The 23359-nt window shown below is 37.8% G+C and carries 27 protein-coding genes and 1 riboswitch; of the genes, 8 read left to right on the forward strand and 19 right to left on the reverse strand.

The features are described from left to right. Positions 1–125 precede the first annotated feature (125 nt). Together cydC and cydD are read right to left on the reverse strand one after the other, a co-directional pair. Positions 126–1847 (reverse strand): thiol reductant ABC exporter subunit CydC, encoded by a 1722-nt coding sequence (gene cydC, locus NSQ77_RS04090; RefSeq protein ID WP_339228967.1) that lies wholly within the window; start codon positions 1845–1847, stop codon positions 126–128. After that, a complete protein-coding gene (gene cydD, locus NSQ77_RS04095; protein WP_339228969.1) occupies positions 1844–3577 on the reverse strand; it encodes a thiol reductant ABC exporter subunit CydD in 1734 nt (577 codons plus the stop codon). The genes cydC and cydD overlap by 4 nt, the downstream gene beginning before the upstream one ends. A gap of 206 nt (positions 3578–3783) precedes the next feature. On the opposite strand from cydD, the gene NSQ77_RS04100 reads away from it, so the two are divergent. Beyond that, entirely contained in the window at positions 3784–3918 is a 135-nt protein-coding gene (locus tag NSQ77_RS04100) for a hypothetical protein (RefSeq protein ID WP_339228971.1), read from the forward strand. Between the two features lie 64 nt (positions 3919–3982). Here the strand turns inward: NSQ77_RS04100 and NSQ77_RS04105 are convergent, their stop codons facing one another. The 6 genes from NSQ77_RS04105 to dapA all read right to left on the reverse strand — a co-directional run bounded on the left by NSQ77_RS04105 (position 3983) and on the right by dapA (position 7168). After that, on the reverse strand, positions 3983–4369 hold the full coding sequence (locus NSQ77_RS04105; RefSeq protein WP_339228972.1) for a hypothetical protein: 387 nt from the start codon (positions 4367–4369) through the stop codon (positions 3983–3985). An 84-nt stretch (positions 4370–4453) separates the two neighbouring features. Continuing rightward, on the reverse strand, positions 4454–4684 hold the full coding sequence (locus tag NSQ77_RS04110; RefSeq protein ID WP_339228974.1) for a PC4/YdbC family ssDNA-binding protein: 231 nt from the start codon (positions 4682–4684) through the stop codon (positions 4454–4456). Between the two features lie 32 nt (positions 4685–4716). Next, positions 4717–5151 (reverse strand): universal stress protein, encoded by a 435-nt coding sequence (locus tag NSQ77_RS04115; RefSeq protein ID WP_339228976.1) that lies wholly within the window; start codon positions 5149–5151, stop codon positions 4717–4719. Positions 5152–5382: 231 nt separating this feature from the next. Next, a complete protein-coding gene (locus NSQ77_RS04120; RefSeq protein ID WP_339228978.1) occupies positions 5383–5538 on the reverse strand; it encodes a hypothetical protein in 156 nt (51 codons plus the stop codon). A gap of 111 nt (positions 5539–5649) precedes the next feature. After that, a complete protein-coding gene (locus NSQ77_RS04125) occupies positions 5650–6006 on the reverse strand; it encodes a DUF2200 domain-containing protein (protein WP_339228979.1) in 357 nt (118 codons plus the stop codon). 268 nt (positions 6007–6274) lie between these two features. Further along, a complete protein-coding gene (dapA, locus tag NSQ77_RS04130) occupies positions 6275–7168 on the reverse strand; it encodes a 4-hydroxy-tetrahydrodipicolinate synthase (RefSeq protein ID WP_339228981.1) in 894 nt (297 codons plus the stop codon). A gap of 110 nt (positions 7169–7278) precedes the next feature. Then, positions 7279–7456: riboswitch (Lysine riboswitch) on the reverse strand. A 190-nt stretch (positions 7457–7646) separates the two neighbouring features. Between dapA and NSQ77_RS04135 the strand changes: the two genes are divergently transcribed. After that, entirely contained in the window at positions 7647–7910 is a 264-nt protein-coding gene (locus tag NSQ77_RS04135; protein ID WP_339228983.1) for a hypothetical protein, read from the forward strand. Positions 7911–7972: 62 nt separating this feature from the next. Here NSQ77_RS04135 and NSQ77_RS04140 read toward each other — a convergent pair whose 3' ends face one another. After that, positions 7973–8497, reverse strand: a complete 525-nt coding sequence (locus tag NSQ77_RS04140; RefSeq protein ID WP_339228985.1) for a nitroreductase family protein — start codon at positions 8495–8497, stop codon at positions 7973–7975. 187 nt (positions 8498–8684) lie between these two features. On the opposite strand from NSQ77_RS04140, the gene pdxK reads away from it, so the two are divergent. Continuing rightward, a complete protein-coding gene (pdxK, locus tag NSQ77_RS04145; RefSeq protein WP_339228987.1) occupies positions 8685–9494 on the forward strand; it encodes a pyridoxine/pyridoxal/pyridoxamine kinase in 810 nt (269 codons plus the stop codon). 203 nt (positions 9495–9697) lie between these two features. After that, positions 9698–10264 carry a YusW family protein gene (locus NSQ77_RS04150; protein WP_339228989.1) on the forward strand — a complete coding sequence of 189 codons (567 nt, stop codon included), beginning with the start codon at positions 9698–9700 and terminating at the stop codon, positions 10262–10264. Between the two features lie 69 nt (positions 10265–10333). Here the strand turns inward: NSQ77_RS04150 and NSQ77_RS04155 are convergent, their stop codons facing one another. From NSQ77_RS04155 to NSQ77_RS04165, 3 genes are all read right to left on the reverse strand, one after another. Next, a complete protein-coding gene (locus NSQ77_RS04155; protein WP_339228991.1) occupies positions 10334–10894 on the reverse strand; it encodes an NADPH-dependent FMN reductase in 561 nt (186 codons plus the stop codon). A 127-nt stretch (positions 10895–11021) separates the two neighbouring features. Continuing rightward, on the reverse strand, positions 11022–11501 hold the full coding sequence (locus NSQ77_RS04160; protein WP_339228993.1) for a GNAT family protein: 480 nt from the start codon (positions 11499–11501) through the stop codon (positions 11022–11024). Positions 11502–11853: 352 nt separating this feature from the next. After that, positions 11854–12756 carry a TetR/AcrR family transcriptional regulator gene (locus NSQ77_RS04165; protein WP_339228994.1) on the reverse strand — a complete coding sequence of 301 codons (903 nt, stop codon included), beginning with the start codon at positions 12754–12756 and terminating at the stop codon, positions 11854–11856. Positions 12757–12928: 172 nt separating this feature from the next. On the opposite strand from NSQ77_RS04165, the gene NSQ77_RS04170 reads away from it, so the two are divergent. Beyond that, on the forward strand, positions 12929–14461 hold the full coding sequence (locus NSQ77_RS04170; protein ID WP_339228996.1) for a DHA2 family efflux MFS transporter permease subunit: 1533 nt from the start codon (positions 12929–12931) through the stop codon (positions 14459–14461). Between the two features lie 86 nt (positions 14462–14547). On the opposite strand, the gene NSQ77_RS04175 is transcribed toward NSQ77_RS04170, so the two are convergent. Then, on the reverse strand, positions 14548–16662 hold the full coding sequence (locus NSQ77_RS04175; RefSeq protein WP_339228998.1) for a helix-turn-helix domain-containing protein: 2115 nt from the start codon (positions 16660–16662) through the stop codon (positions 14548–14550). A 166-nt stretch (positions 16663–16828) separates the two neighbouring features. Between NSQ77_RS04175 and NSQ77_RS04180 the strand changes: the two genes are divergently transcribed. The 3 genes from NSQ77_RS04180 to NSQ77_RS04190 are packed head-to-tail and all read left to right on the forward strand — an operon-like array spanning position 16829 to position 19631. Then, positions 16829–17536, forward strand: coding sequence for a DUF5058 family protein (locus NSQ77_RS04180; protein WP_339228999.1), 708 nt, complete (start codon positions 16829–16831; stop codon positions 17534–17536). A gap of 21 nt (positions 17537–17557) precedes the next feature. Continuing rightward, positions 17558–18292: a small-conductance mechanosensitive channel gene (locus tag NSQ77_RS04185; protein ID WP_339229001.1), complete on the forward strand. Its 735-nt coding sequence runs from the start codon at positions 17558–17560 to the stop codon at positions 18290–18292. Next, positions 18285–19631, forward strand: a complete 1347-nt coding sequence (locus tag NSQ77_RS04190) for an amidohydrolase (RefSeq protein WP_339229003.1) — start codon at positions 18285–18287, stop codon at positions 19629–19631. The genes NSQ77_RS04185 and NSQ77_RS04190 overlap by 8 nt, the downstream gene beginning before the upstream one ends. A gap of 108 nt (positions 19632–19739) precedes the next feature. On the opposite strand, the gene NSQ77_RS04195 is transcribed toward NSQ77_RS04190, so the two are convergent. The 6 genes from NSQ77_RS04195 to NSQ77_RS04220 all read right to left on the reverse strand — a co-directional run bounded on the left by NSQ77_RS04195 (position 19740) and on the right by NSQ77_RS04220 (position 23255). Next, complete coding sequence (locus tag NSQ77_RS04195; RefSeq protein ID WP_339230931.1) at positions 19740–19910, reverse strand: hypothetical protein; 171 nt, start codon at positions 19908–19910, stop codon at positions 19740–19742. Further along, positions 19898–20575, reverse strand: a complete 678-nt coding sequence (locus NSQ77_RS04200) for a GNAT family N-acetyltransferase (RefSeq protein ID WP_339229005.1) — start codon at positions 20573–20575, stop codon at positions 19898–19900. The genes NSQ77_RS04195 and NSQ77_RS04200 overlap by 13 nt, the downstream gene beginning before the upstream one ends. Before the next feature lie 16 nt (positions 20576–20591). After that, on the reverse strand, positions 20592–21080 hold the full coding sequence (locus NSQ77_RS04205; protein ID WP_339229006.1) for an 8-oxo-dGTP diphosphatase: 489 nt from the start codon (positions 21078–21080) through the stop codon (positions 20592–20594). 141 nt (positions 21081–21221) lie between these two features. Then, positions 21222–21596, reverse strand: a complete 375-nt coding sequence (locus NSQ77_RS04210; RefSeq protein ID WP_339229007.1) for a GNAT family N-acetyltransferase — start codon at positions 21594–21596, stop codon at positions 21222–21224. 289 nt (positions 21597–21885) lie between these two features. Beyond that, positions 21886–22422, reverse strand: coding sequence for a GNAT family N-acetyltransferase (locus tag NSQ77_RS04215; RefSeq protein ID WP_339229008.1), 537 nt, complete (start codon positions 22420–22422; stop codon positions 21886–21888). A gap of 341 nt (positions 22423–22763) precedes the next feature. After that, complete coding sequence (locus NSQ77_RS04220; RefSeq protein WP_339229010.1) at positions 22764–23255, reverse strand: GNAT family N-acetyltransferase; 492 nt, start codon at positions 23253–23255, stop codon at positions 22764–22766. Positions 23256–23359: the final 104 nt, after the last annotated feature.

Raw genomic sequence — 23359 nt, forward strand, 5'->3', positions numbered from 1 at the left:
CTCCCATTCTCGTCATTCTGATTGCAATTGCAGTTGCGTTTTGGGGAGCTGGTAAAGATAAACCTGTAACAAAAGAAGCTGGCAAGGAATAATCCTCTGCCAGCTTCTTCATTTTTTATTTTCTTTTACAGATCCGCTAAAAAGACACTCTGTTCGATTTCCTTCATTTTATAAAAGTATCCTTTTCGCTCCATTAATTCCTCATAGGTACCTGCTTCTGCAACAGAACCTTGATTCATAACTATAATTTGATCCATTTTCTCCAGTCCTGTTAAACGGTGACTGATTAGAATGACTGTATCCTCCTTAGCCACTTCAAATAGCCGATGATATAGTTGTTCCTCTGTTAATGCGTCGATGGACGAGGTTGGTTCATCCAGCAGCCAAAAAGGAGCTTGTTTCAGTAACACTCGTGCCAGTGCTAATCGCTGCCTTTCGCCACCTGAAAGATTCTGCCCCTTTTCCAAAACTTGATCATCCAATCCAAAATGGCTTAACTGAACATCATGAAGAGCTCTCTCCAACTCGCTATCAGCTAACCCATCTTTAGCAAATGCTATATTATCCCGAATTGTACCATAGAAAAAATGATTCGATTGGAGAATAACATTGACATGCTCCCAGATGCTCTCTTCTTCTAGTTCGGCTATCGGCTGGTCATGGAGCAAAACAGCTCCAGAACGAGCTTCATACAATTTAAGCAATAGCTGCATAATCGTTGACTTTCCAGATCCACTTGGTCCAACAATTGCCGTTTTTGAACCCGCAGGTAAGTGCAATGTTATGTTTTTTAATGTATCATTTGTTTCAGTTGGAAACGCAAAGAATACCTGATCAAACGTAATAGATGGAGCGTGTTCTAAGTGCAGCTTCTCTATAGGATAATCTTCATCTTCCCCACTTATGATTGCCTCATCCAATCTTGTTACGGCCTGGCGACTTTCCTGCAGATAGCTTGGGAAAGCTGCCATCGTTGAGGTATTTTCAAATAGTGTTAAAGAGATCATCACAAGCATGGCAAGAAACAATCCATCCAGCTCCTGTACCGAGACAAAATATGCACTCACAGTGAGTACGGAAACAGTAACGAGCAGGGATAGAAACGTATTTGCTGATTCACTGAATAAGCGGTGCACATTCTCACGCTCTTGCTCCAGTAAATATGTATCCGCTGATTTTAATAAGGTCTCCTCCTTGCTATCTACTTGCTGATATATTTTCAAATCGCGAAAACCGTAAAGAAATTCTGTAATCTCTGTTGATAAGTCACCACGCTTCTCCCTCACCCGATAATCAATTTTCCGTTGCTTTATACCAATGAAGAGTGGGACAACAAACGTCGTCAATAACAGTCCAAGCAACAGCAGCAGGGCTGCTTCGATAGAAAAATAGGCGGTGAAAAGAATCGTGACAAGAAATACGAGAACTAGCACAATCGGCGGGTAAAAGACGCGTAAGAAGTAATTTTGAAGTGTTTCCACATCCCCAACGATTCTTGCCAGCAAGTCACCACTGCGGTGATTTTGGAAAATTGTTGGTGCCAGCGGTTCTATTTTTTTATAAAATGAAATACGTAAATTGCTTAGCATTGTAAAGGTTGCCCGATGTGAAAAATACCTTTCTCCATACCTGCTTAAAGCTGATATAATTCCGAGCAGCTTTACAATTGCAACGAGTACCATCAAGGAATAAATGGGTGGGACTAGAGCTGCCTTGGAAATTAAATAGCCACTAGATGAAAACAGCCCGACTGCCGTTACTCCCGCAAGAAAACCACAGGTAATTGAAAAAATAACATCTTTTTTTTCCTGTAACAATACCCTGATGACAGAACGCAATCCTTTCATTTCGTCATCCCTCCTTGCTGTACTGTAACCATATTCCGATAGGCAACTATACTCGATAATAATTCATCATGTGTACCTGATGCCTTAATCTCTCCATTTTCCAAAAGAACTATTTTATCTGCCTTTTGAATCGTATGGAGCCGGTGGGCAACAGTAAAAACTGTTGAATGTTTTCCTAACTCCTGCATTGATTTCTGAAGAATTTGTTCCGTATGCAAATCAAGACCCGTTGTTGGTTCATCAAAAAGAATTACAGATGGGCGTTTGAGAAAGGCTCTGGCAAGCGCTATTCGCTGTTTTTCTCCTCCCGAAAGACCTCTTCCTCCTTCACCGATTAATGTGTCATACCCACTTTCAAGTGAATCAACTAAATCATGGATTCCTGCCTTTTCAGCTGCTTTGATGATTTCTTCCTGATTTGAGCTTTTTGTAGAACCAATTGCAATATTCTCTCCAATCGTCCCTGAGAATATATATGGTTTCTGTGAAATATAGCTTAACTGATCAAACCAGTCCTTTTCTCTGTATTGCTTTAAGGATGCTCCATTTACTAGAATCTTTCCTTCAGTGACCGGTACCAGACCTGCAAGCATATGCAATAATGTTGTTTTGCCTGCCCCTGTCTTCCCGATTATCGCGACCTGCTCAAATGCTGTAATTTCTAGATCAATATGCTTTAAAGCAAATCCATCTTCTTCATAAGAAAATCCTGCATTGCTTAGTTTAATATGTGGCGGGTTATTTTTTGCCAAGGGTATTTCTCCCCAGTCGGAATCATCATTTTCAAGTGTTGAAAGCTCTTCAGCTAATGTATTTGCCGCTGCCATGCTTGTCCTTCCCGTGTGAAATGAATTTCCTAATTCCTTTAATTTCGTGTAAAACTCTGGAGCAAGAATAAGCATTAAAAAGCCTGTAAAAAACATGATATCTTGGAATATGATCATTCGAACAGCGACTTCCAGTGCAATAAGACCAATGCTCAGCATGGAAATAAACTCTAACGCCAAAGAATTTGTAAATGCAATTTTAAGAACTTCCATTGTAGCATCACGGAAATCCAGGCTGCTTTTTCGAATGGTTTTCTCCTGCTCTTTAGACCGACCGAATAATTTCAATGTAGTTAATCCTTGCAGCGTATCTAAGAATGTACCTGAAAAAGCATTCATCTTTTCCAGCTGCTGCTCAGATTTGTCCTTCGTATTAAAGCCAATAATAATCATAAAAACAGGAATAAATGGTGCGGTAACTAAGATAATAATTCCCGTCGCCATATGTTCCATAAAAATAACAACAAGTATGAAAAGCGGTACAATCGTCGATTGAATAACTTGTGGAATATAACTGCTAAAATAAGAATCAATTTCATCTACAGTATCCAACAGAATTCCAACCTTCCTGCCAGACTGACCCTCTAATGAAGCTTGCATGGAGTTTCTTGAAAATGTATGTACAAATAGCCTGCGAAGCTCTCTTTTAGCAATAGAAGCCATCCTTACTCCTGTTCTTCCATTCAAATAATTTAGTCCTGTACGTAAAAGAAGCGCTGCGATTAGGCTAATTATTAACGGGCTAATTTCTGAAAATGAATAGCCTTTTAGGAAAATACGGTCAATAATCATTACAAACAAGTAACCTTGACCGATAATAGCAAGCGCAGAAAGAATCGCAAGCATAACAAAAAGTACGAGCTTCCCTTTCTGCTCTGCTACTATTTTCTTCAATCTATCCATTGACTCTCCTCCTAACTAAGCTATTTTAGTGAACATCTTCACATAAGTATACATGATTTATTTTCTCGAAGTAAACGAATAGCTAGGGTGTTAACATAGTTGTCGATTTTGGAGTTTATTCATGCTGATGTATTGCCTGCTTTTATTTAATTCTAAAGTTTTAAACGTGAAAAAGGAATACTTCTTGCAACATTTCGCAGATGAAAGTGAGCAGCAGCTATGTATTTACATTAATGAATCAATCCGTTGTCAACGATTTTATTATGAGTGATCCAGATGAAGATAAGGTAAAGGAAGATGCCATTGTTTTAAATCATGGTAAAGGATTTGCACCACAATGAAGCTACAGCAAAAAAACTGCCTAATTAAACGAGCGGCTACATAGACTCATTTTCTTAGGCAGTCTTATTTTTTAATAACTTTTACAGCAAAGTAGATAACGAGTGCAATGACAGCATAGATAAAAAACATTACAAGAAAGCCCCATAGCCCCATTACAGCATCAGCAAATTCCATATTTCCCCGATTCGTAATCGCTTGCTGCAATTCAATTGCAAAGACAATTACAATCATAACGGTAAACGTATAGACAAACGAAAATACTGTCGTACTCCACTTCAATTTTTCCAGCAGCTTGAAAAAAATATAAACAAAAAAGAATATTGCCATTCCCATAAAGCCTATTATCCAAAAATGAAGTTCTTTATCTGTCATATGTAAACCAAACATATCTGTAAGGATATCATGTATATTATTTACAATTTCTGCAAGGGTAATAATGATGTCTCTCATTCGCATCTCCAACTTTTCATCTGTCTCTATTATAAGTATATGAATTCTTAGCTATCTCTAAGACAGTGTTTTAGCAAAATACAACTACTGCTTAAGCTCACTTAAATTTCCTAATGCTTCCTTCAATTGAACAAGTTCTTCTTTTGTCAGGGTAACACCTTTGCCCATTTTTTCCTTACCAGGTGCCCAGTCCCGTAAATCATATTTTGGCGGACGGCCATTCCAGCTGATTACATTTAATTCCTTTGTCCATCCTTTTGGAGATTCTGAAATAACAGCAATTGTTTCCATAATTTCATAGTTTAATTCAGCCATAATTATACTCCTTTATGATTCATTTTAATCAACTATTTAACAATCAAGACAGGGCACTTGGCGTTTTGTACAATTGTATTGCTTACACTGCCTAACAGAAGACTTTTTATATTGCTAAGCCCACGATTGCCCACAATGATTAAATCTATTTCGTTAGCTAGTGCATATTCACATACCGCTCTTCCAGGGTTGCGCTGTGAAAAGTCCGTCCGAATGTCAGTTATTGTGATGATCCCTAGTGCTACCATTTCCTTCTTTATTTGCTGTAGTTCTGGTAAAAGAAATTCTGCATCTGACATGGATATGTTCCCTGCAATAGCAGTATCGTTACTTTTAATTCCCGGCGTCACAACGGAAATAACATGAACCTCTGCTTTATTTGTAAGAGATGCCTGAACTTTTGCCTCTTCCATCGCTAATTTACTAAGGTTAGAACCATCATACGATACGAGAATTTTTCGATTCATTTGCACTCCTCACTTTTTAAAAGGTTAGCTGCTTTTTATTATACATGGTTAAGTTAAGAAAAGTTAGTTTTTTGCTGATTTCCGTATGAATTAATGTTTTTGTATCTTTTAAAAGTAACATTGGCTGCACTTATAGCAGTTTGATAAGCCGGCATGTTATGCTAGTATTCAAAAAGGAAACATGCATTTTATCAGGAAGACTGGATTGAAGTAATACTCCATTTAAGATTATTAACTCCCGCTTTCAGTAAAAAAACGAGACTGGGACATAAGTGCTTCTGTCAAACAAAGTCCGAACATGGTTGGTGCAAATACCCGCTCCGGAAATATACTTCGCGCTAAGGCGGCTGGTGAGCTCCCTTGTGCTATCGCACTTCGGTATCTCACCTATGCCTTTCCTCCCGTAGGAGTCTACGTATATTTCCTACGCTAAGTTTGTGCATCGTTCGTCTTTAACATTAAACACTTTAGTTGTGTCTCAGCCTCGTTTTTCCGTTTTTAGTTATTATTTCGCAAAATCTTCTCCATCGCTTTTCCTTTTGCCAACTCATCGATCAGCTTATCCAAATAACGAATTTCCTGCATTAATGGTTCTTCGATGTCTTCTACCCGGACACCACAGATCATCCCTTTTATCTGATCCCGCGAAGGGTTCAGCTGGGGAGCTTCAGCAAAGAAGGTATCAAAGTCTGTCTGTTTTTCCAGGTGTCCTTCTAACTCTTCCTGGCTGTACCCTGTCAACCAACGAATAATTTCGTCTACTTCGGTTTTCGTACGTTCTTTTTTCTCCGCCTTCGTAACATAATGGGGATAGACTTTTGCAAAACTCATTGTATAAATTTTATGTTTGGTCATGATAGACCCTCCCCTATATGGTTTATGTCTTATAGTTCTAATAACAGCCAAATGTATACAAGTAACCGTTTCGTAGACGGTGGCGGCTTATTTCTTGAATTAAATATCGAAAACATTTAATCTATTTTGCCATACTTGTACAAAGCATACAATGCCTCAGGGTGGGATACACCATACAGGGACATCGTTCTTTAACTTCTCCGTAAAATGTTCGCCAATTGGTCCATAAGAATTTAGTACAGTCTTTTTATCAACTTAACTCTTGATCCTAATATCCAACAGCGTTTTTCACTTCGTACTTTGCTGCTAGCTTACAAACAGCTTCTCTTTCCAACTCTGTTAATGGTACAAGCGGCAGACGGACACCACCAACTGGTATCCCAATATGGTTCAGCGCTTCTTTAACTGGTGTTGGACTTGGGGCTGAAAATAAACCTTTCATTACCGGCAAAATATGTCGGTGCATAGCACTAGCTTCATCTACATCACCATTCTTGAAAAGCTTTACCATCTCTTGCATCTCATTACCTATAATATGAGAAGCTACTGAAACAATCCCTGTCCCTCCAACAGCAAGCGTTGGTAATGTAAGGCTATCATCACCACTGTAAACCGTAAAATTACCAGAAGTATGACTGATAATTTCTGAAACCTTATCTAAATCGCCACTAGCCTCTTTCACCGACACAATGTTTGGAATTTCGGAAAGTCGCACAATTGTTTCTAATTCCATATTAACAACGCTTCTGCCAGGAATATTATAAAGCATAACAGGCAGTGCAGTACTTTCTGCAATTGTACTGAAGTGCTGATACATTCCTTCTTGTGACGGCTTATTATAGTACGGTGCCACAAGCATAATACCATCAACACCTATAGCAGTGGCCTCTTTTGTCAATTCAATAGAAGCTCTCGTATTATTCGATCCAGTTCCTGCAATAACAGGAACCCTGCCATTTACCTCTTTTACAACCGTTTGGAACAGCTTCATTTTTTCATTATGTGTTAATGTTGGTGATTCACCTGTTGTCCCTGCAACTACTAAACCGTCCGTACCATTTGCTATTAAATAATTAACCAGCCCTTTTGTACGTTCAAAATCAATTTCTCCCGCCTCATTAAACGGGGTAACCATTGCTGTTAATACATTCCCGAAATGCATATCGACACATCCTTTTCATCCAATTATTTTATTTATGCTTTAGGATCAAAATTAAAAAGCAGCAACGAGAGAGCTCGCTGCCGCTTATAGAACATAATATTAATCGTTCTAAGCTTGATAGCCCTCCATATAGTTCCCTATATGACAGTCCTGCATCTCTTTGATAACAGGCCCAGCTTCAGAAGATGAGTCTTCTTCCACTTCGGCAAATCCCCCTTTCCTCACATTTCTTCAGAGCTCATTCTCCTCCACGCAAGTATTAATGGTATTTGCACCTCTACCCTTACTTTACAAATCTAAAATAAGAAAATATTTATTTATTATGTGTATTATAACAGGGATAAGTATAGAAAACAAGCATTTGAACCATATGAAAAATTCAAATTGATACAGAGGATCATAACTTTCAAAAAGATGTGCAGGATATGCGAATGCTACATATGCTATTACATAACTTTATTCACAGGAGGTAATCAAGATGGAGCGCAATTCATATCGTGACCTCCCTGCAAATTTCGGCGATAAGCTCATTCTGGTCGGTGGTTTGATTAGTACCATTGGAAGTAATTTGGCAGTTATCGGTTCCTTTATCACATATGAACAGGAAAAAGATGCAGAATTACAAGATAATCAGGAAAAAATTCAGCTAAATCAGCAGCTTGAAGAAATGCAGCAGCAAATAACAGCATTACAAAAAAAGATAGATCTGTTAAGTCAAAATCAAAATAACGGAAAGCCATAATCATATGTAAAACAAAGAAACTGTTCGTCCAAACTTATGTTTAGAGAACAGTTTCGTAATTTTTAGCTAAATGTTTCATAATGTACTATATCTTCTCTTGCCAGATGTTTTTTTGGTTTTAATGTTCCTTCCGGGTATCCCATTCCTAAAATAGCGACAATATGATGCTCTTCCGGAATGCTTAATAGTTTCCGTACATGATTTTCTCTAACAAACGACTCTTTCTTATCCTCAGAATGATAAACTGCTCCAAATGCCGCACCAAGCCCAGCTTCAACCGCTTCAAGCCAAATAAACGCACAAGCAATTGATGCATCCTGCAGCCAGTACTTACTTATTTTTGGCTTCCCTGTAACGACAATAGCTGCTTTCGCCTCTTTTAACCAATTCATATAAGGAGTTGTTGCAGCAAGACTGTCCAAGTTTGGTCGATTCCTTACTATAATTAATGACTTTGATGGAAGATTATTACCTGTTGGTGCATAATAACCAGCATCCACAACCTTTTCTAGAACCTTATCTGGAATGGAACGATCAGCATACGTTGTAATTTCACGTCTTTCTTGTATGGCTTGAAAAACATCCATCGGACACCTCTCCTTTGCCCTTATATTCTAGATTAATCATATCAAACTAATATGCTTTCGACCACTAAATATCAGATGATTTTCAACAATCAACCCTTCTGACAAATTTCCTGAAATAAATTCATGAAGTGACAGACTCTTCAAAAGTGCTATAATAAAAATTAGCTTTTTAGAGGAGGTTCTATCAATGACAATGAAAAAAACGTTAACACTTGCAGGATCGGACACAAGTGGGGGAGCGGGCATCGCTGCTGACTTAAAAACATTTCAGGAACATGATGTATATGGCATGACTGCTTTAACCTGTATCGTTACAATGAATCCAGAAGGCTGGAATCATCATGTAACACCAATTGATCTGGATCTTGTAAACAAACAATTAGACACTATTTTATCTGTCGGAGTGGATGCGATGAAATCTGGCATGTTAGGCTCTGTCGATATCATTAAGCTTGGTGCAGAAAAAATAGATGCATATAATATTAATAATTTCGTACTAGATCCAGTTATGGTTTGTAAAGGCGAAGATGAAGTATTGCAGCCTGAAAATACAGACGCAATGCGTGAATATCTTATTCCGCGTGCACTCGTTACAACACCTAACTTATTTGAAGCCAGTCAATTAGCACAGGTTAAACCCTTAAAAACAATTGAAGACATGAAGCAAGCTGCAATAAAAATCCATCAGCTTGGAGCCAAAAATGTGGTCATTAAAGGCGGCAAGGCACTGGATCATGAAAAAGCGATCGATTTATTCTACGATGGTACAGACTTTGAAATCCTTGAAAAAGGAAAAATTGATACTACCTATAACCATGGTGCTGGATGTACTTTTGCTGCAGCGATCACAGCAAATCTAGCAAATGGCAAAAGTGTAAAGGATTCAGTATTTGCTGCTAAAGATTTTGTCACTGCAGCAATCGCTAACGGCTGGAAACTGAACAAGTATGTTGGCCCAGTCATGCATGGTGCATATAATAAAATAACAAATAAATAGTAAATAGAGCCTTGAAAACGACTTATTCTTTTCAAGGCTCTATTTGCAGCCAGTCTGCTCTTGTTATTCTTGTGTAAATATTTGGCCACATCATACTAAATTGGAATCCTATAGATGATTAGTTGTAAAATGCATTGACACAGTTTAGTTTTTCGTAGTTTGGGCAATATTAATGGTATACAATATTGATAGGAGTGAGCACCATGAAAAAGTTTATGGTATTTGTAACAATAACAACATTAGCCTTGTTTATTGCAGCTTGCGGAACGACAGAAGATGATACAAACACAAATTCTCCAGCGGATAATAATGCTGGTGAAACGGAAAACAATGCCGCGAACGAGCAAGATAATGCTGCAAATGACCAAAATAATGCCAATACGGAAAATGGTTCAACAACAGATAACAATGATGCCACAAATGACCGTGATAATGTAACAACAGAGATGGATGCCGATTACCCGTTTACGAGCTTTGATTTAGAAGCAGATTTCGAGGGTACGGAAGATATCGTCGAAGTAGAATACGAACAGGATACGAATGAAACAGAAGCATCCTATCGAAATGAAACACAAGGAATTCAGTTACGGGGGGATGAAGCGATGCAAGAGCTTGATAGCATCTTCTCCACTTTTGACTTTGATGAAAACACGCCAAAAGAAGAAGTTCTAAGCACCGTACTTGAAGCTTTCAATATCCCAAACGATGCGCAAAATGTTGAATTAGACATTGAGTATTCAGGTGGGACCGAAGTTGAATATCAACAATAAACCATTCATATAAAAAACTCCGCTGTTTTGTATACTTCACAAACAGCGGAGTTTTAAGTTTACGGTCCTTTATTTTACATCAGCAGTAACCTTGAAATTTTCAGTCCAGTTAACAAAATTCGTTACAACGGAATCAATAAATAGAACGGTAGGTTCATCTGTCAAGTTTCCTTCTGCATCGATTTTTTCATGAACAGAGCCAACAAACACTTCATTTCCAGGCAGTGTTAATGTAGCTACTCCTGGCGAATTTAAAATTTGACGTAAGTGCAGCTGTGCTTTCACTGTACCTAACGCTCCCATAGAAGCTCCAACAATCATTGCAGGCTTCTTCACCATTACTTTCTCTACACGTGAAAACCAATCAATTGCGTTTTTTAACATTCCGGAAATAGAGCCATTATATTCTGGAGTTGCAAACAATATGCCATCACTTGCACTTATTTTTGCACGGATTTCTTTCACAACTTCTGGTGGATTTAATTCATCATCCTCATTATACATTGGAAGCTGATTGATCGGTAAAATTTCAATATCAATTTTTCCTGCATATCTATTCTGCATGAACTGAACAAGCTTCATGTTATATGATTCTTTTCTATTACTCCCTACCATTGCAACAATTTTCATTCGATTTTCCTCCATTTATATATTTACACCTTCGTGATGCAATATAAATATTATTAGCAAAATAAAAATGGAGATTCAAGATATATGCCTATGTCATTACAGAGTGATTGTACAACCCTGTCCCCTGCTAGCAATGAGACCGTTTGAGCATCGTAATAAACTCAGTCTGCTCACTTTGAAATTTAGCTTGTTGAACAAAGCCCGCTTTTTCATAAAGACGAATAGCTCGTTTATTAAAGGTGGCAACAGTTAATCGGATATCCAACCCTACATGGCTTTCCGATACAAAATCAAGGATTGCAGAAAAAAATAACAAGCCAAGTCCTCTTCCCGTAAATGCTGGCTTCATGCCCAGGCCTATATCAACACAGTCTTCTTTATATGCACCATATGGATATCCGGCAGGCACTTGTGCTGGAGCCCCGACACAGAAAAAACCTACAAGCACATCATACCGGTCAAAAACTGTATAATATTTCTTTCCGGTCAGCTCCATAATTGCGTGACTTGTTAATACTTGGTTATAAAAATTATATGGCCGCTCGTATTTCCAGCAAAGAACTTCAATCGCATATTTTTCCGTCATATTTTTTATCGTAAATTGCATGTCATTTCCCCGCTTTTTTCCACACTATGTATTATTAATTATAACAAGGAGAAAGAAACAATAGAAATAGTTTGATAATATATTCTGGTTGCTTCAAAAATTAATAGAATGTGCGATAACAAATTGCAAGAGACGGTCCGTTACAAACCGTCTCTATAAAATCAGTTATTATATTTTTTTGTCTTCCGATTTTTCCATAGCTTTCTTATGATTGGATAAATAATCGGACCGTATCGAATAAGTCTTCTCAGTAATCTACCCATTTTGTGTCTCCTTTTCAATGATGGATTTCAGGTACTTTACCTATATCATTCCTTAGAAACAACATTACTAAACAAAAGCTGATTTATTATTATTCAACATCGGTTTTCTTTATTTTTTCAATTAAAGACCATACCAATTGAAAGACTTGCCGTTCATTGCCTTTATCTTTTTGTTCATCAATCATTTTTGACAACGACATTAGTACACTCTCCACTAAATAAATACGCGGTTCGTCCAATTCCAGCTCTTCAATCAAAAATAGCAGATAATCAACTTTTTTTGTATGCTTATTTTCGCGCTTTTTTATTTCACTAAGCATTGTTTGCAACCGGTAAATTGTCCGGCTTTTTAAAGTTAGGATAGTTTCCTCAGCATTATCTATAGCGTTTGAAATCATGTCCGCTTGAAAAAGCACTTCCTGATTCTTCCCTTTAATCACCGGTTTTATAGAATCAAGAGCAAATTGAATTACTTTTCTTGGGCTTATCTCTTTATTATCACTGATTTTCAGGAGATGAACAGAGTGATGTATGGTGCCCAAAAGAATGACAGCATGGTCTAGCGCAAAACGTTTTGTATCTGCTCCGTTAACTTCTGTCAACCTTTTGGCAATCCATTGTAATTCCATTCTGTGTTGCTTTCCAATAAATTCCTGTAAATCTTCGTCATCTAAAAGCGATATCGAAGAAAAAAGTGCCATCATGCTATGTTTGCGATTCGTATCCATCCGAATAGCTATTTGCTCAGCTAAAACTTTCTCATCTTGTATGCTTTTTCCATGCGCAATCTCATTTCTTTTTTGGGTTGTCTCTTCATAAACAAATTCCAATATTGCCATTAAACATTCATTTTTCGAAGTGAAGTAATTATAAAATGTTCCCTTTGCAATTTCTGCTTCATCCAAAATATCTTGAATTGATGTCGCCACAAATCCTTTTTCGACAAACAACCGATGTGCAGCATCTATGATTTGCTTTTTCTTACGATTCATTTAATCACCTTTTTATAATAGTTGTCTAGTTATAATATAGACTTCTAAACTTGTTATATCAAATTTTACACAAAAAATATATTATGTACTTGATATTATTAGACTGTGAGTATAGAATATACTTTGTCCTAAATGCAGGACTATTTATTTATAGAAAGAAGGATTAGGAAAAATGAGTGAAATAAATCCTATTGAACATAAACCCCCATATGGTATGATTGCGATTTTGTTTATTGGTGCCTTTGTTTCTATTTTAAATGAAACACTATTAAATGTGGCACTGCCGTCCATTATGGAGGAATTTCAGGTTAATCCTACAGCTGTACAGTGGCTGTCTACTGGATACATGCTTATTAATGGTATTTTAATACCTGCAAGTGCATTTTTTATTCAGCGTTTTACGAACCGGAGTTTATTTCTGACTGCAATGACGCTATTTACTTTAGGAACATTGCTTGCAAGCCTGTCTCCAACGTTCGGCATACTGCTTACAGCAAGAATGATTCAAGCCTCAGGCTCAGCGGTGATGATGCCATTGTTAATGAACATTATGCTTACGGCTTTTCCAAAAGAAAAAAGAGGAACTGCCATGGGAATTTTTGGGATGGTTATGTTCGTGGCACCAGCGATAGGACCGACCCTCTCTGGGTGGATTGTTGAACATTATAGCTGGAGAATGCTGTTCGACATTGTATTACCCTTTGCTGTCTTTACCTTAGTTTATTCTATTTTCAAACTGAAAAATATTACACCGCAGCGTAATTTAAAACTTGATGTATTTTCCATTGTTTTATCTAGTTTAGGCTTTGGCGGTCTATTATACGGTTTTAGTTCAGCTGGCGACAAAGGATGGGATCACCCACTTGTATATGGCACCATTATCATTGGTTTTATAGCCTTAATTGCTTTGATCCTTCGTCAGCTTCAGATGGATGATCCAATGCTCGAATTCCGGATTTTCAAATACCCAATGTTCGCATTATCGTCAGCAATTTCCATTGTTTTATCAATGGCAATGTTTTCTGCGATGATATTAGTACCGATTTATATTCAAACTATCCGCGGCTTCTCTCCAATGGACGCTGGATTACTTATGCTTCCTGGAGCAATAGTAATGGGATTCATGTCCCCAATCACCGGCCGTCTTTTTGATAAATACGGAGCACGTACGCTTGCTATTATAGGATTGATTATTATCGTAACAACGACCTTTTTCTTCAGTCAACTAGATATGGAAATGTCATACGTCAGTCTGATGCTATTATTTACACTCCGCAGCTTTGGAATGTCAATGGTAATGATGCCAGTCATGACAAATGGATTAAATCAGTTACCTATGGAAGCAAACCCACATGGTACTGCAATGAATAACACACTTCAACAAGTTTCCGGTGCTATTGGTGCTGCATTGTTAGTTACCGTTATGAACAATCGAACGGAAACAAAGGCACTTGAATTAACTGAAAATGCGATGGGAGTAATAGATCCTAGTATAGCACAATCTGAACAGGCAATTGCAGAAGCACAGACACAAATTATCAACGAAGCAATGCTTCATGGAATTAACTTCTCTTTCTTCGTATCCACTATAATTGGAGCTGTAGCTCTGGTTTTGGCATTCTTTATTCGCCGGGTTAAATCAGACGGCACAATTGAAAATAGAAATGCAAAGAAAAAAACAGCGAATCCAGCGATTGTTAAATAATAGACAGAAGAAGCAAAAATCCCTTGAAATATGTTTGACAATTTCAAGGGATTTTTATTATTTTTAATCGGAGAATAGGTTTCTTATCATCCATCTCGCAAAGCCATTTGTGACTGCTTTAAGTGACATGCTAGTTGGATTTTCAGGATATCCTCACTATTATTTAAATCAACACCGAGAAGTTCTTCAATGGTTTGGAGCCGCTGATACAATGTATTAATATGAATATGAAGCAATTTTGCTGTTTTTCCAGGGGAGCGATTCGCCTCCACGTATGCAAGTAATGTCTTTTCCAATTCCTTATATCGACTATTCTCTTTTGTAAGCGGTGATAATGTTTCCTGAATAAATTGCTCAATATCACCAGATGGCTGATTAAGGAATAAGCGATCCAATCCAATTTCCTCGTATCGAATCACTTCCAGACTACTGCGACTCGATAAATAAGAAATCGTTTTATTTGCTTCATCAAAACATTTACGAATAAACTCCAGCCCCTTATACACACTGCTTAGTCCTCCGCGAAATATTGCAGACCCCTTATCATTCTGTTGAATACGAACGGTTTTTAGCTTTGCTTTTATTTCATTGACTTCCTCTCTGTTAGACAACGGCACTAGCAAGCTAATTTTATTATAAAAACCATATACCAGTTTTTCTCTGTCCCCTATCTCGCTGTTAATTCGAGAAGCTAACTGGTGCACATGAATATCCAAATATTGAAGATCTACTCTCTCCTTTGGTATTTCCAATACTGCAACCATCCAGTAACCATTTATATCCAGATTCATTTCCTTTCCATACTGAATCAAACGATTTCTATCCTCACAGGCGAGTAATTTACGGAACTGTTCATAAACGCTTCGATGATAAATTTTCGTTGCAGTCTGACGGTTAACCAATTCTAATGCTAAAACTGTACTACCCTGCTCAAGCGTAATCCGATCAAAGTCAGAAATTGGCGTATCAAGCGGAATAATTAGACAGCCTATGAAAATCTCTCCATTATATATCGGATAAAAATAAAAGCACGCTTCTTTGTCAGTAGTTGCATAAAAATCCATACGCCGCTCAGAAAATAATGTCCTGATTTCAAAAACACTAAAAACTGCTGTTTCATTTTCGTTTACTGAATAAAAGTCATTTTCCAGCCCATTAAAAAAAATAACTTTCCGGTCCATCATGTTTTGCATACCTTCAACTAATAAGTGAATTCCCTTATTTTTGAGAGAGAGCATTGTGAGCGTATCATGGACTTCTTGCCTTTTTTGCAATTGTGCATTTCGCTCTTTCAATTGTGCACTTAAATTGGTAATTTGCTGCAGCTGTTCCTTTGTTTCGGTATAGTATTGGGCATTTTGAATTGCAATCGCAGCTTGTGTCGCAAACCCTTCCAGTAACATCATATCTTCTTGATCAAGTCGCTTTCTCAATTTACATTGGTGGATAATCATCACTCCAATACGGTTAGCATCAATTGCAACCGGAACACAGATTGCTCCTTCTACACCGTTCGATGAAAGATGAATTTGTTGGAAGTTTTCCGGCAATACAAGATGTGCATGCATTGCTGCAATTATTTCTTCATAAGAGTTGTAGATTCTGCTTTTACCATCCTCAAAAACTTTCCCTGTAATCGATTCACCAATCCTCGTCTGGAATTGATAAATCGAATCATTAAAACCAACTGGCGCTTTCGGTATTAGTTTTTGCTTTTTGAGATTATAAATCATCAAATAACCCGCATCTGCTGCTGGAATTACATTCAGTGCATGACGAATAATGGTTTTTAATACATGATCCAAATTAAGACTGGAAGATATGGAATGCATACTCTCCATGAGTACTTTTTGTTCTTGAGTCTTCGTGTCTAGCCTTTCTTCAAGCACACCGGAACGTAAACAGTAAAAAAGATGTTCCATTACGGAGTTACTCACTGTTTCTATCCGTTTAAAAATGCGTAACACAATTCCATGTTTTTTTAAATAATAAAAATGAAGGTCCGTATGAACGTCACCTTTCTTTATGTAATAGCAACCGATATTAGGATTACATTCTGGAACAGAATCGCTTTTTTCCCTCCCTCGATCTTTTAATAACTGTGCATTTCCCACTGCCGCATCATAATTCCAGATTTGAAAGCTGCTTTCACTAAATTCCTTTTTCATATATTGAGCAATATACTTTTCTAGATTCATCATCCTCATCTCTCCTGCAATGTAAATACCTCTATAAAAATGTAAATAATTACGTATAAATACACATTGTTCGCTCTTCCACCTAAGTGTATACTAGAAATAATTATTTGAAAAGTCTATATAATATAAACTAAAAACTTTCATCTTATAAAAGAAAGGGGAGGAGCAAATGCAACAAGCAATGGATCTTGCAAATAGTAGTATGATGTGGATTGTCGCTTCCCTAGTCATTGGAATCGTCATTTTTCAAAGTATTAAATTCATACAGCTTGCTTCAAAGACAAGTATTGATGTAGGGATGAGCAAAAAAGAGGTTCGGAGCGCCTTAAAGACCGGAGCAATTGCAGCAATTGGTCCATCAATCGCCATCGTTATTGTCGCAATCTCACTAATTGCTTTTCTAGGTAATCCACTTACATTGCTCCGAATTGGTGTTATCGGTTCTGCACCAATTGAGTCAGTTGGTGCCAGTTTTGCTTCCGAAGCATCCGGAGCTAGTCTCGGAGGTGAGGGCTACAATGAAATGGTAATTACAGCTATTGTCTGGACCTTATGTCTCGGAGGGATGGGCTGGCTCTTATTCACCGCACTGTTCACCAAATCACTCGACAATATGGAAAAGAAAATCAACAAAGGGAAAAAAGGCAAGCAAATAATGGGTGTAGTCGCAACCGCTGCAATTGTTGCTGCCTTCGGTAATCTTGTCAGTGCAGAATTAATAAAAGGACTGGCTCCAATTGTGGTTGCCGTTATCGCCGGTGCTACAATGATTATTTCAACAAAACTCTCAGAGAGATTCCAAGTTAGCTGGTTGCGTGAATGGTCACTAGGACTTTCCATTCTAATTAGTTTATGCTTCGGCTACTTTTTCATCTAAATCTAGAAGGAGGCTTTTTACATGAACGCTGAAAAAGTGAGTGATATTGATATGAAAAGCAGCAAACAATCCACAAATAATAGCGATTTGGCAATGGATGCATATCACGCCAAGGCACATTTTTGGGGACGTCTGACAATTTGGAGTGTTATTGCACTATCGTTATTTCTTCCGCTATATCTGTCATTCGGCCTTGGTTACCATCCAGGTTGGACAGTTATTTTAAACGCACTTGCGGCTTACGCAGGTGTTATCGCTGTCGTCTGGGTCCTGGAACCAGTTATGTATTTTCCTATTCTAGGTGTATCTGGAACCTATATTAGTTTCTTAACAGGTAATATTGGAAATATGTGCCTTCCATCTGCAGCTGCTGCACAGCATGCTGTCGGTGCTGAACCAGGGACAAAAAAAGGAGAGCTGACAGCCACGCTTGGAATCGGCGCCGCGTCACTTGTGAATAAGGTGATTCTTGTTCCAATTATTTTAGCCGGATCCTTCGTCATCTCTAACATACCTGAACATCTGGAAGGAATATTCCCGCTAATTTTACCAGCAATATTCGGTGCAGTGCTGGCACAATTCGCTATAAAAAAACCGATCTATGGTGTTATTGCATTAATCATTGGGCTTGCAATTAATCTAACCGCTCTGCCTATTTACTTAAAGAGCCTATCATGCATCGTACTTACAGTCTTCATTTGTCTGCAATTAGAGAAATATAAAGGAAAAAAACAAGGAGGATATGAGAATGAGTAAAGCAGCTATTATCAAATGGATTGAGCAGCATAAACAAACCTATACAGACATGGCTCAGGATATATGGGATCATCCACAAACAGCCTACGAGGAGAAATATGCAAGTGACCTGCAGCAAAATGCACTGCAAGCTGAAGGATTTTCCATTACACAATCGATTAATGGAATCGATACAGCATTTGTAGCAGAATACGGACAAGGAAAGCCAATCATCGGCATTCTTGGAGAATTTGATGCTCTACCTGGTCTTTCTCAAAAAGCAACTCCAAAGAAAGCGGAAGCTATTGCAAACGGGCCCGGACATGGATGCGGTCACAATTTACTAGGAACCGCAGGAGTCGAAGCGGTGGTTGCACTGAAAGAAATAATGGAAAAGGGTAATCTTACCGGTACCATACGTTATTACGGCTGTCCAGCAGAAGAGGTTCTATCTGGTAAAACACATATGGCTAAAGCCGGTGTTTTTGATGATCTGGATTGTGCATTAACCTGGCATCCAATGACAAACAATGCGGTAATGCATAAGAGCATGCAGTCGATGGTTTCTATCAAATTTCACTTCAAGGGAAAACCTGCACACGCTGCCGCTTCACCTGAGGCTGGAAGAAGCGCATTGGACAGTGTGGAGATAATGAACATTGGTGTTAACTATCTACGCGAACATGTTCCAGATGGTACACGGATGCATTACACCATTACCGATGGCGGGCAGGCTCCCAACATTGTACCTGAGACGGCAACGGTTTGGTATTTTCTTCGAGCAAGCTCCAAAGAGGAAGTTGAAAAAATCTTATACAGAGTAAAAAACATTGCAAAGGGGGCTGCCCTGATAAATGAAACAGAAGTTGATTCCGAAATCCTTGCTTTTGCTTATGATACATTGCCAAATGACCCACTGAACGAATTAATGTATCATAACATGCTCGATAGCACTCCACTTACATACTCTCAAGAGGAGTCTGCATTTGCAGTGAATCTCGCAGCATCTTTACCAACAGCTGGCAAACCTGTCGAGGAATTGCTTCCAGTTTCGATTCATTTTAATGCTTATCAAGCAGGAGAGTCGCTGCCGGGATCAACTGATGTCGGTGATGTAAGCTGGATTGTACCAACTGGAATGGTCACTACGACTTGCGCACCAGTTGGAACAGCCCTGCATTCTTGGCAGGCAACTGCTTCTTTTGGAACGCAAATCGGCTATAAAGGAATGCACTTAGCTGCAAGTTCCATGGCGCTTTCCGCCTATGATTTGCTTAACAATAAAGACAATGTCCTCAACAAAGCAAAAGAAACATTCGACAGACTGCGAGATGGAAAAGAATATCAAGCAGGGATTTAAGCTTGGATCCATAAACAATGCTCCTACCGGTATTTAGCTGGAAGGAGCATTTAATAAATATAAAAGTTAAAAGTTTCATTGATGTGATCGAGATAACGAACTACTATTCTAACCTTTAGAATTTGTATACGTATAATAATCCTGCGCCTGGAATGTTTGAAAGCCACAGGATTCATATAATTTCAGCGCATTGGAATTTTTCGATTCTACATCAAGTAATACAGCATAGCCACTTTTATATTCATTCCATATAACCTGTCTTAAAGCTATTCTTCCAATTCCTTTTCCCTGAAATTCAGGAAAAACAGAAACCCATAGATCCGCGCTTCTTTTCCTTCGTGCGCAACACGTATTTTCCCAACGATTTTTTCATCAGATTCAATGATAAAAAACTGCTGATTCCCATCTTTTCTTATACGCCGATTATAATCCACTGCCTCGTCCTCCATGAAATCAAAACAGCTTATATCTAATTGTATTTCTGCCTTTAAATCTTGATCAGTTAGAGAAGTCCTGATTAACACATCTTTTTCTTCGTGAAGTTCCATAAATGACCATTTCATTTGGTACTCTGTTGATGAATGTTCACAAGGGATTGCTTTTAAAAACGATTTTGCTGTTGCAGATGCAGCAGGTGCATTTAGTAAAACCTCTTTATACTTCCGTGTTTTACAAACCTCAAGTGCCTCATCCAGTAATTTTGAAAATATTCCCTTTCTGCGATATTCCGGTTTAACCATTCCACATATTTCTGCCTTATTCCCAAATCCATACAAACCTAGAAATGCGATAAACTCATTATTATCATAGAGGAAAAAGTCATTTTTCTCGTCTGTCTCCCTATTTTGCAGCATATCCCAATTCAATTTTAACGTTATTTGATCATTCGCTTCACAAAGAAGCTGAAGCCTCTTAATATCATGTAAATATTCTTTCGTTAACATAGAAACCTCCGCTTGCTTAACTTATCGGAACATATTCTTCAAGCGGAAAAACGTTACATGCTATGACGTCATCCCCTTCGTAAATAAACCGATATTCATATGTATTTTCTTCTTCTAACAACCGCAATAAATAATAGTTCAGGTTAGCTATCCCACTATTTTCTGGATGCAAAACCCAATCGACTTTTTTCCAGTCCAATATTCCTTCCTCTGTTTTGACTGGAGTTTGAAAAGTATAATCACTAGGCAATTCTGCAACATACGCGTACATCCCGCCTGAATATTGACTTTTATCTCCCCATGTAACCGTTCCTTTATAATGTACAAATGGTAAGGAAATTCCAGTTTCCTCTTTCACTTCACGCAATATGCATTCAGTCGGCGTTTCGCCAGATTCAACCTTTCCACCCACACCGTTCCACCTGCCCATCCAGATCGACTTTTCCCGATTTAGCATTAATAGTTCATCGCCTCGTCTTATGAAGCAAATGGTATATTTAAACATTGTTCATTCCCCTTCACCTTGAAAATCACATTAAATATCTTTCTTGAGTACACATCATCTGCGATTGTTTTTCCCAAAACAAATCATGTTTGACTGCGATCTGCAAGGATAAACGAAGCATCTATCACTGTAACAAGCTTGCTATACAATATCTGGGCTGCTTTTTTTATCGCTTCGAGTTGTGAATACTGCCGTTTTAGTAGAAACCTTATCAAATAAATGGCTCATTAATTTTTGAGCAAGCTTCTTTCCCATGTCAGACGGATGCACGGCTAATTCCACAATTTCAAAACAATCCTTAGGCCAGTATACTGCTTCCTCTTTCATTAATTGTTCACGCAGCAATCCGTTATAATATTGCCCCTCCAATGACACATACCCATAAACAAAACCTACTATATTTTCTTCCTCATATGCAATAAATCCTTGAAAATCTTTATAAGTGGCATGCTTTTTAAAGCGCATTAAGAAGTCATTGTCATTTTTCCCATACGTCATTATATAATTCGGAAACACTGGTCAGTATTCTTTCATCACATTTTAGGACTTCAATTTCTATCATTCTTTTTTCTCCACTCTCCACTTATACATTTTCGCGAATCTAATGTTTTAACACGCTTTAAAAAATCCTCTAAAATCTGATTACATCTTGCGTTTGAAGCGAGCTCCTCCCATCCTTACTAAAAGAGGAGCAGTCGTTTTGTTTTCTTTTTCTTGTTAACGAGCTAAAAACCGGCATCTGGTCCAATAATACAGTAATGAATAATTATCAGCCTCTATTACTAACCGCTGCATTAGTAGCCGTTCACTTTTCATACTCCCGCTCAGCAATCCTCTGCAGGTGTTTTAAATCATCCCATCCATAAACAATTTCGTGCATCAATGCACCAGCTATTTTAATTTCTAAACGATCGACAACATGAGCACCTAATGCTTCATAAAAAACACTCGATGGGTTCTCTTCAATAACCTTTACAATCATCGTATTTATCCCTTTTTGGAGCAGCTCTTCAACGACAGGTTGAATAAGCAGCTTTCCGATCCCCCTCCGCTGATACGCTTTTAAAATATATATTGCGTTAAGTTCACCTTCATACCCATCATACATTTTTGTTCTTTCCTTATCGCCAATAGAAAAGCCAACAATTTTCCCCTCTGCGTTTTCAGCAATATATACATTTTGCTCCATTGTGTTGCGTTCCCAGAGCATTGTTCGTTGTTCATAGGATAAACGATTTAAAAATTCATCTGGCAAAATTCCCTTATAAGCTATTTTCCAGCTATCCACATGCACTTTAGCAATATCTTCTGCATCAGCAATCGTCGCTTTCCGTATAATCATTTTTTCTCTCTCCCTTTCAATTTGATGTGCTATTTCATTTCGGTTTTTCCATTCCTTCGAGAATCGTATAATTCCCTGTTTTCACAATCGTTATATCGAACGCATCCGCATACTACAAATCATCATAAGTTCCATTATCTGATAGATTCGAAATCCTTCTCTTTTTTTAACAGTGGCTCCCGGCACTGTCTCCTTGTCTAAATTTCAACGAATGTATGTCGTTTGATTGAACTTTCCTCTAATATAGTTTTTTTATTAAAGATACAAAGCTCGAATTTTAAGTAATTCCTGTCATCTTTGAAATGAAATCGAATACAAATCCGTTTTCACAATACTTATAATCACTTCTCCCCTACTCGCAAAACCATCCGAACTGTCTTCAAGGCATGACCATCCAAATAATCATCATATTCATCTATATTTTTAAATCCTTTAGCACGGTAAAAGTTCATTCCAATTTGATTATTTTTCTCGACATTTAAATAAAGTTCCTGCACACCAAATTCATTAATTCCGGCTTTTAAAAAAGCTGTACCAATTCCTCCTCCTTGATAAGTCGGATATATATAAATTGCTGCCAGCTCTATTCGCCCACTTTCAGGAACATGAATATAATTAGCAAAGCCAACTATCCGCTGATTTACTTCAGCAACAAAAAAGACAGTGTTTCTTAAACGCCGTTTTAAATTCCGCTTACTGTAAACAGCCCTTAGGAAGCGTTCTTGAACATCCAATGGAATAATTCCTTCATATGTGGCATTCCAGCTTGTTGTTGCAACATCTTGCACTTGTTTCATATCGCGTTTTTTCATTTTGCGTATCACATAATCCATAAAACTCATCCTTTTGGATAACCTCTTTTATAATTATCTCTGAATTCGAATAGTTTCTAACATTATATCATCAATTAATTTAAAAAGGAGTAGGCAATAGCAAT

Source organism: Oceanobacillus sp. FSL K6-2867, from assembly GCF_037963145.1.
Taxonomy (GTDB): Bacteria; Bacillota; Bacilli; order Bacillales; family Amphibacillaceae; genus Oceanobacillus.

Coding starts and splice junctions, on each gene's coding strand:
- cydC (WP_339228967.1), bottom strand. CDS start 1,847: ATGAAAGGATTGCGTTCTGTCATCAGGGTATTGTTACAGGAAAAAAAA.
- cydD (WP_339228969.1), bottom strand. CDS start 3,577: ATGGATAGATTGAAGAAAATAGTAGCAGAGCAGAAAGGGAAGCTCGTA.
- NSQ77_RS04105 (WP_339228972.1), bottom strand. CDS start 4,369: ATGAGAGACATCATTATTACCCTTGCAGAAATTGTAAATAATATACAT.
- NSQ77_RS04110 (WP_339228974.1), bottom strand. CDS start 4,684: ATGGCTGAATTAAACTATGAAATTATGGAAACAATTGCTGTTATTTCA.
- NSQ77_RS04115 (WP_339228976.1), bottom strand. CDS start 5,151: ATGAATCGAAAAATTCTCGTATCGTATGATGGTTCTAACCTTAGTAAA.
- NSQ77_RS04125 (WP_339228979.1), bottom strand. CDS start 6,006: ATGACCAAACATAAAATTTATACAATGAGTTTTGCAAAAGTCTATCCC.
- dapA (WP_339228981.1), bottom strand. CDS start 7,168: ATGCATTTCGGGAATGTATTAACAGCAATGGTTACCCCGTTTAATGAG.
- NSQ77_RS04135 (WP_339228983.1), top strand. CDS start 7,647: ATGGAGCGCAATTCATATCGTGACCTCCCTGCAAATTTCGGCGATAAG.
- NSQ77_RS04140 (WP_339228985.1), bottom strand. CDS start 8,497: ATGGATGTTTTTCAAGCCATACAAGAAAGACGTGAAATTACAACGTAT.
- pdxK (WP_339228987.1), top strand. CDS start 8,685: ATGACAATGAAAAAAACGTTAACACTTGCAGGATCGGACACAAGTGGG.
- NSQ77_RS04150 (WP_339228989.1), top strand. CDS start 9,698: ATGAAAAAGTTTATGGTATTTGTAACAATAACAACATTAGCCTTGTTT.
- NSQ77_RS04155 (WP_339228991.1), bottom strand. CDS start 10,894: ATGAAAATTGTTGCAATGGTAGGGAGTAATAGAAAAGAATCATATAAC.
- NSQ77_RS04160 (WP_339228993.1), bottom strand. CDS start 11,501: ATGCAATTTACGATAAAAAATATGACGGAAAAATATGCGATTGAAGTT.
- NSQ77_RS04165 (WP_339228994.1), bottom strand. CDS start 12,756: ATGAATCGTAAGAAAAAGCAAATCATAGATGCTGCACATCGGTTGTTT.
- NSQ77_RS04170 (WP_339228996.1), top strand. CDS start 12,929: ATGAGTGAAATAAATCCTATTGAACATAAACCCCCATATGGTATGATT.
- NSQ77_RS04175 (WP_339228998.1), bottom strand. CDS start 16,662: ATGATGAATCTAGAAAAGTATATTGCTCAATATATGAAAAAGGAATTT.
- NSQ77_RS04180 (WP_339228999.1), top strand. CDS start 16,829: ATGCAACAAGCAATGGATCTTGCAAATAGTAGTATGATGTGGATTGTC.
- NSQ77_RS04185 (WP_339229001.1), top strand. CDS start 17,558: ATGAACGCTGAAAAAGTGAGTGATATTGATATGAAAAGCAGCAAACAA.
- NSQ77_RS04190 (WP_339229003.1), top strand. CDS start 18,285: ATGAGTAAAGCAGCTATTATCAAATGGATTGAGCAGCATAAACAAACC.
- NSQ77_RS04200 (WP_339229005.1), bottom strand. CDS start 20,575: ATGTTAACGAAAGAATATTTACATGATATTAAGAGGCTTCAGCTTCTT.
- NSQ77_RS04205 (WP_339229006.1), bottom strand. CDS start 21,080: ATGTTTAAATATACCATTTGCTTCATAAGACGAGGCGATGAACTATTA.
- NSQ77_RS04215 (WP_339229008.1), bottom strand. CDS start 22,422: ATGATTATACGGAAAGCGACGATTGCTGATGCAGAAGATATTGCTAAA.
- NSQ77_RS04220 (WP_339229010.1), bottom strand. CDS start 23,255: ATGGATTATGTGATACGCAAAATGAAAAAACGCGATATGAAACAAGTG.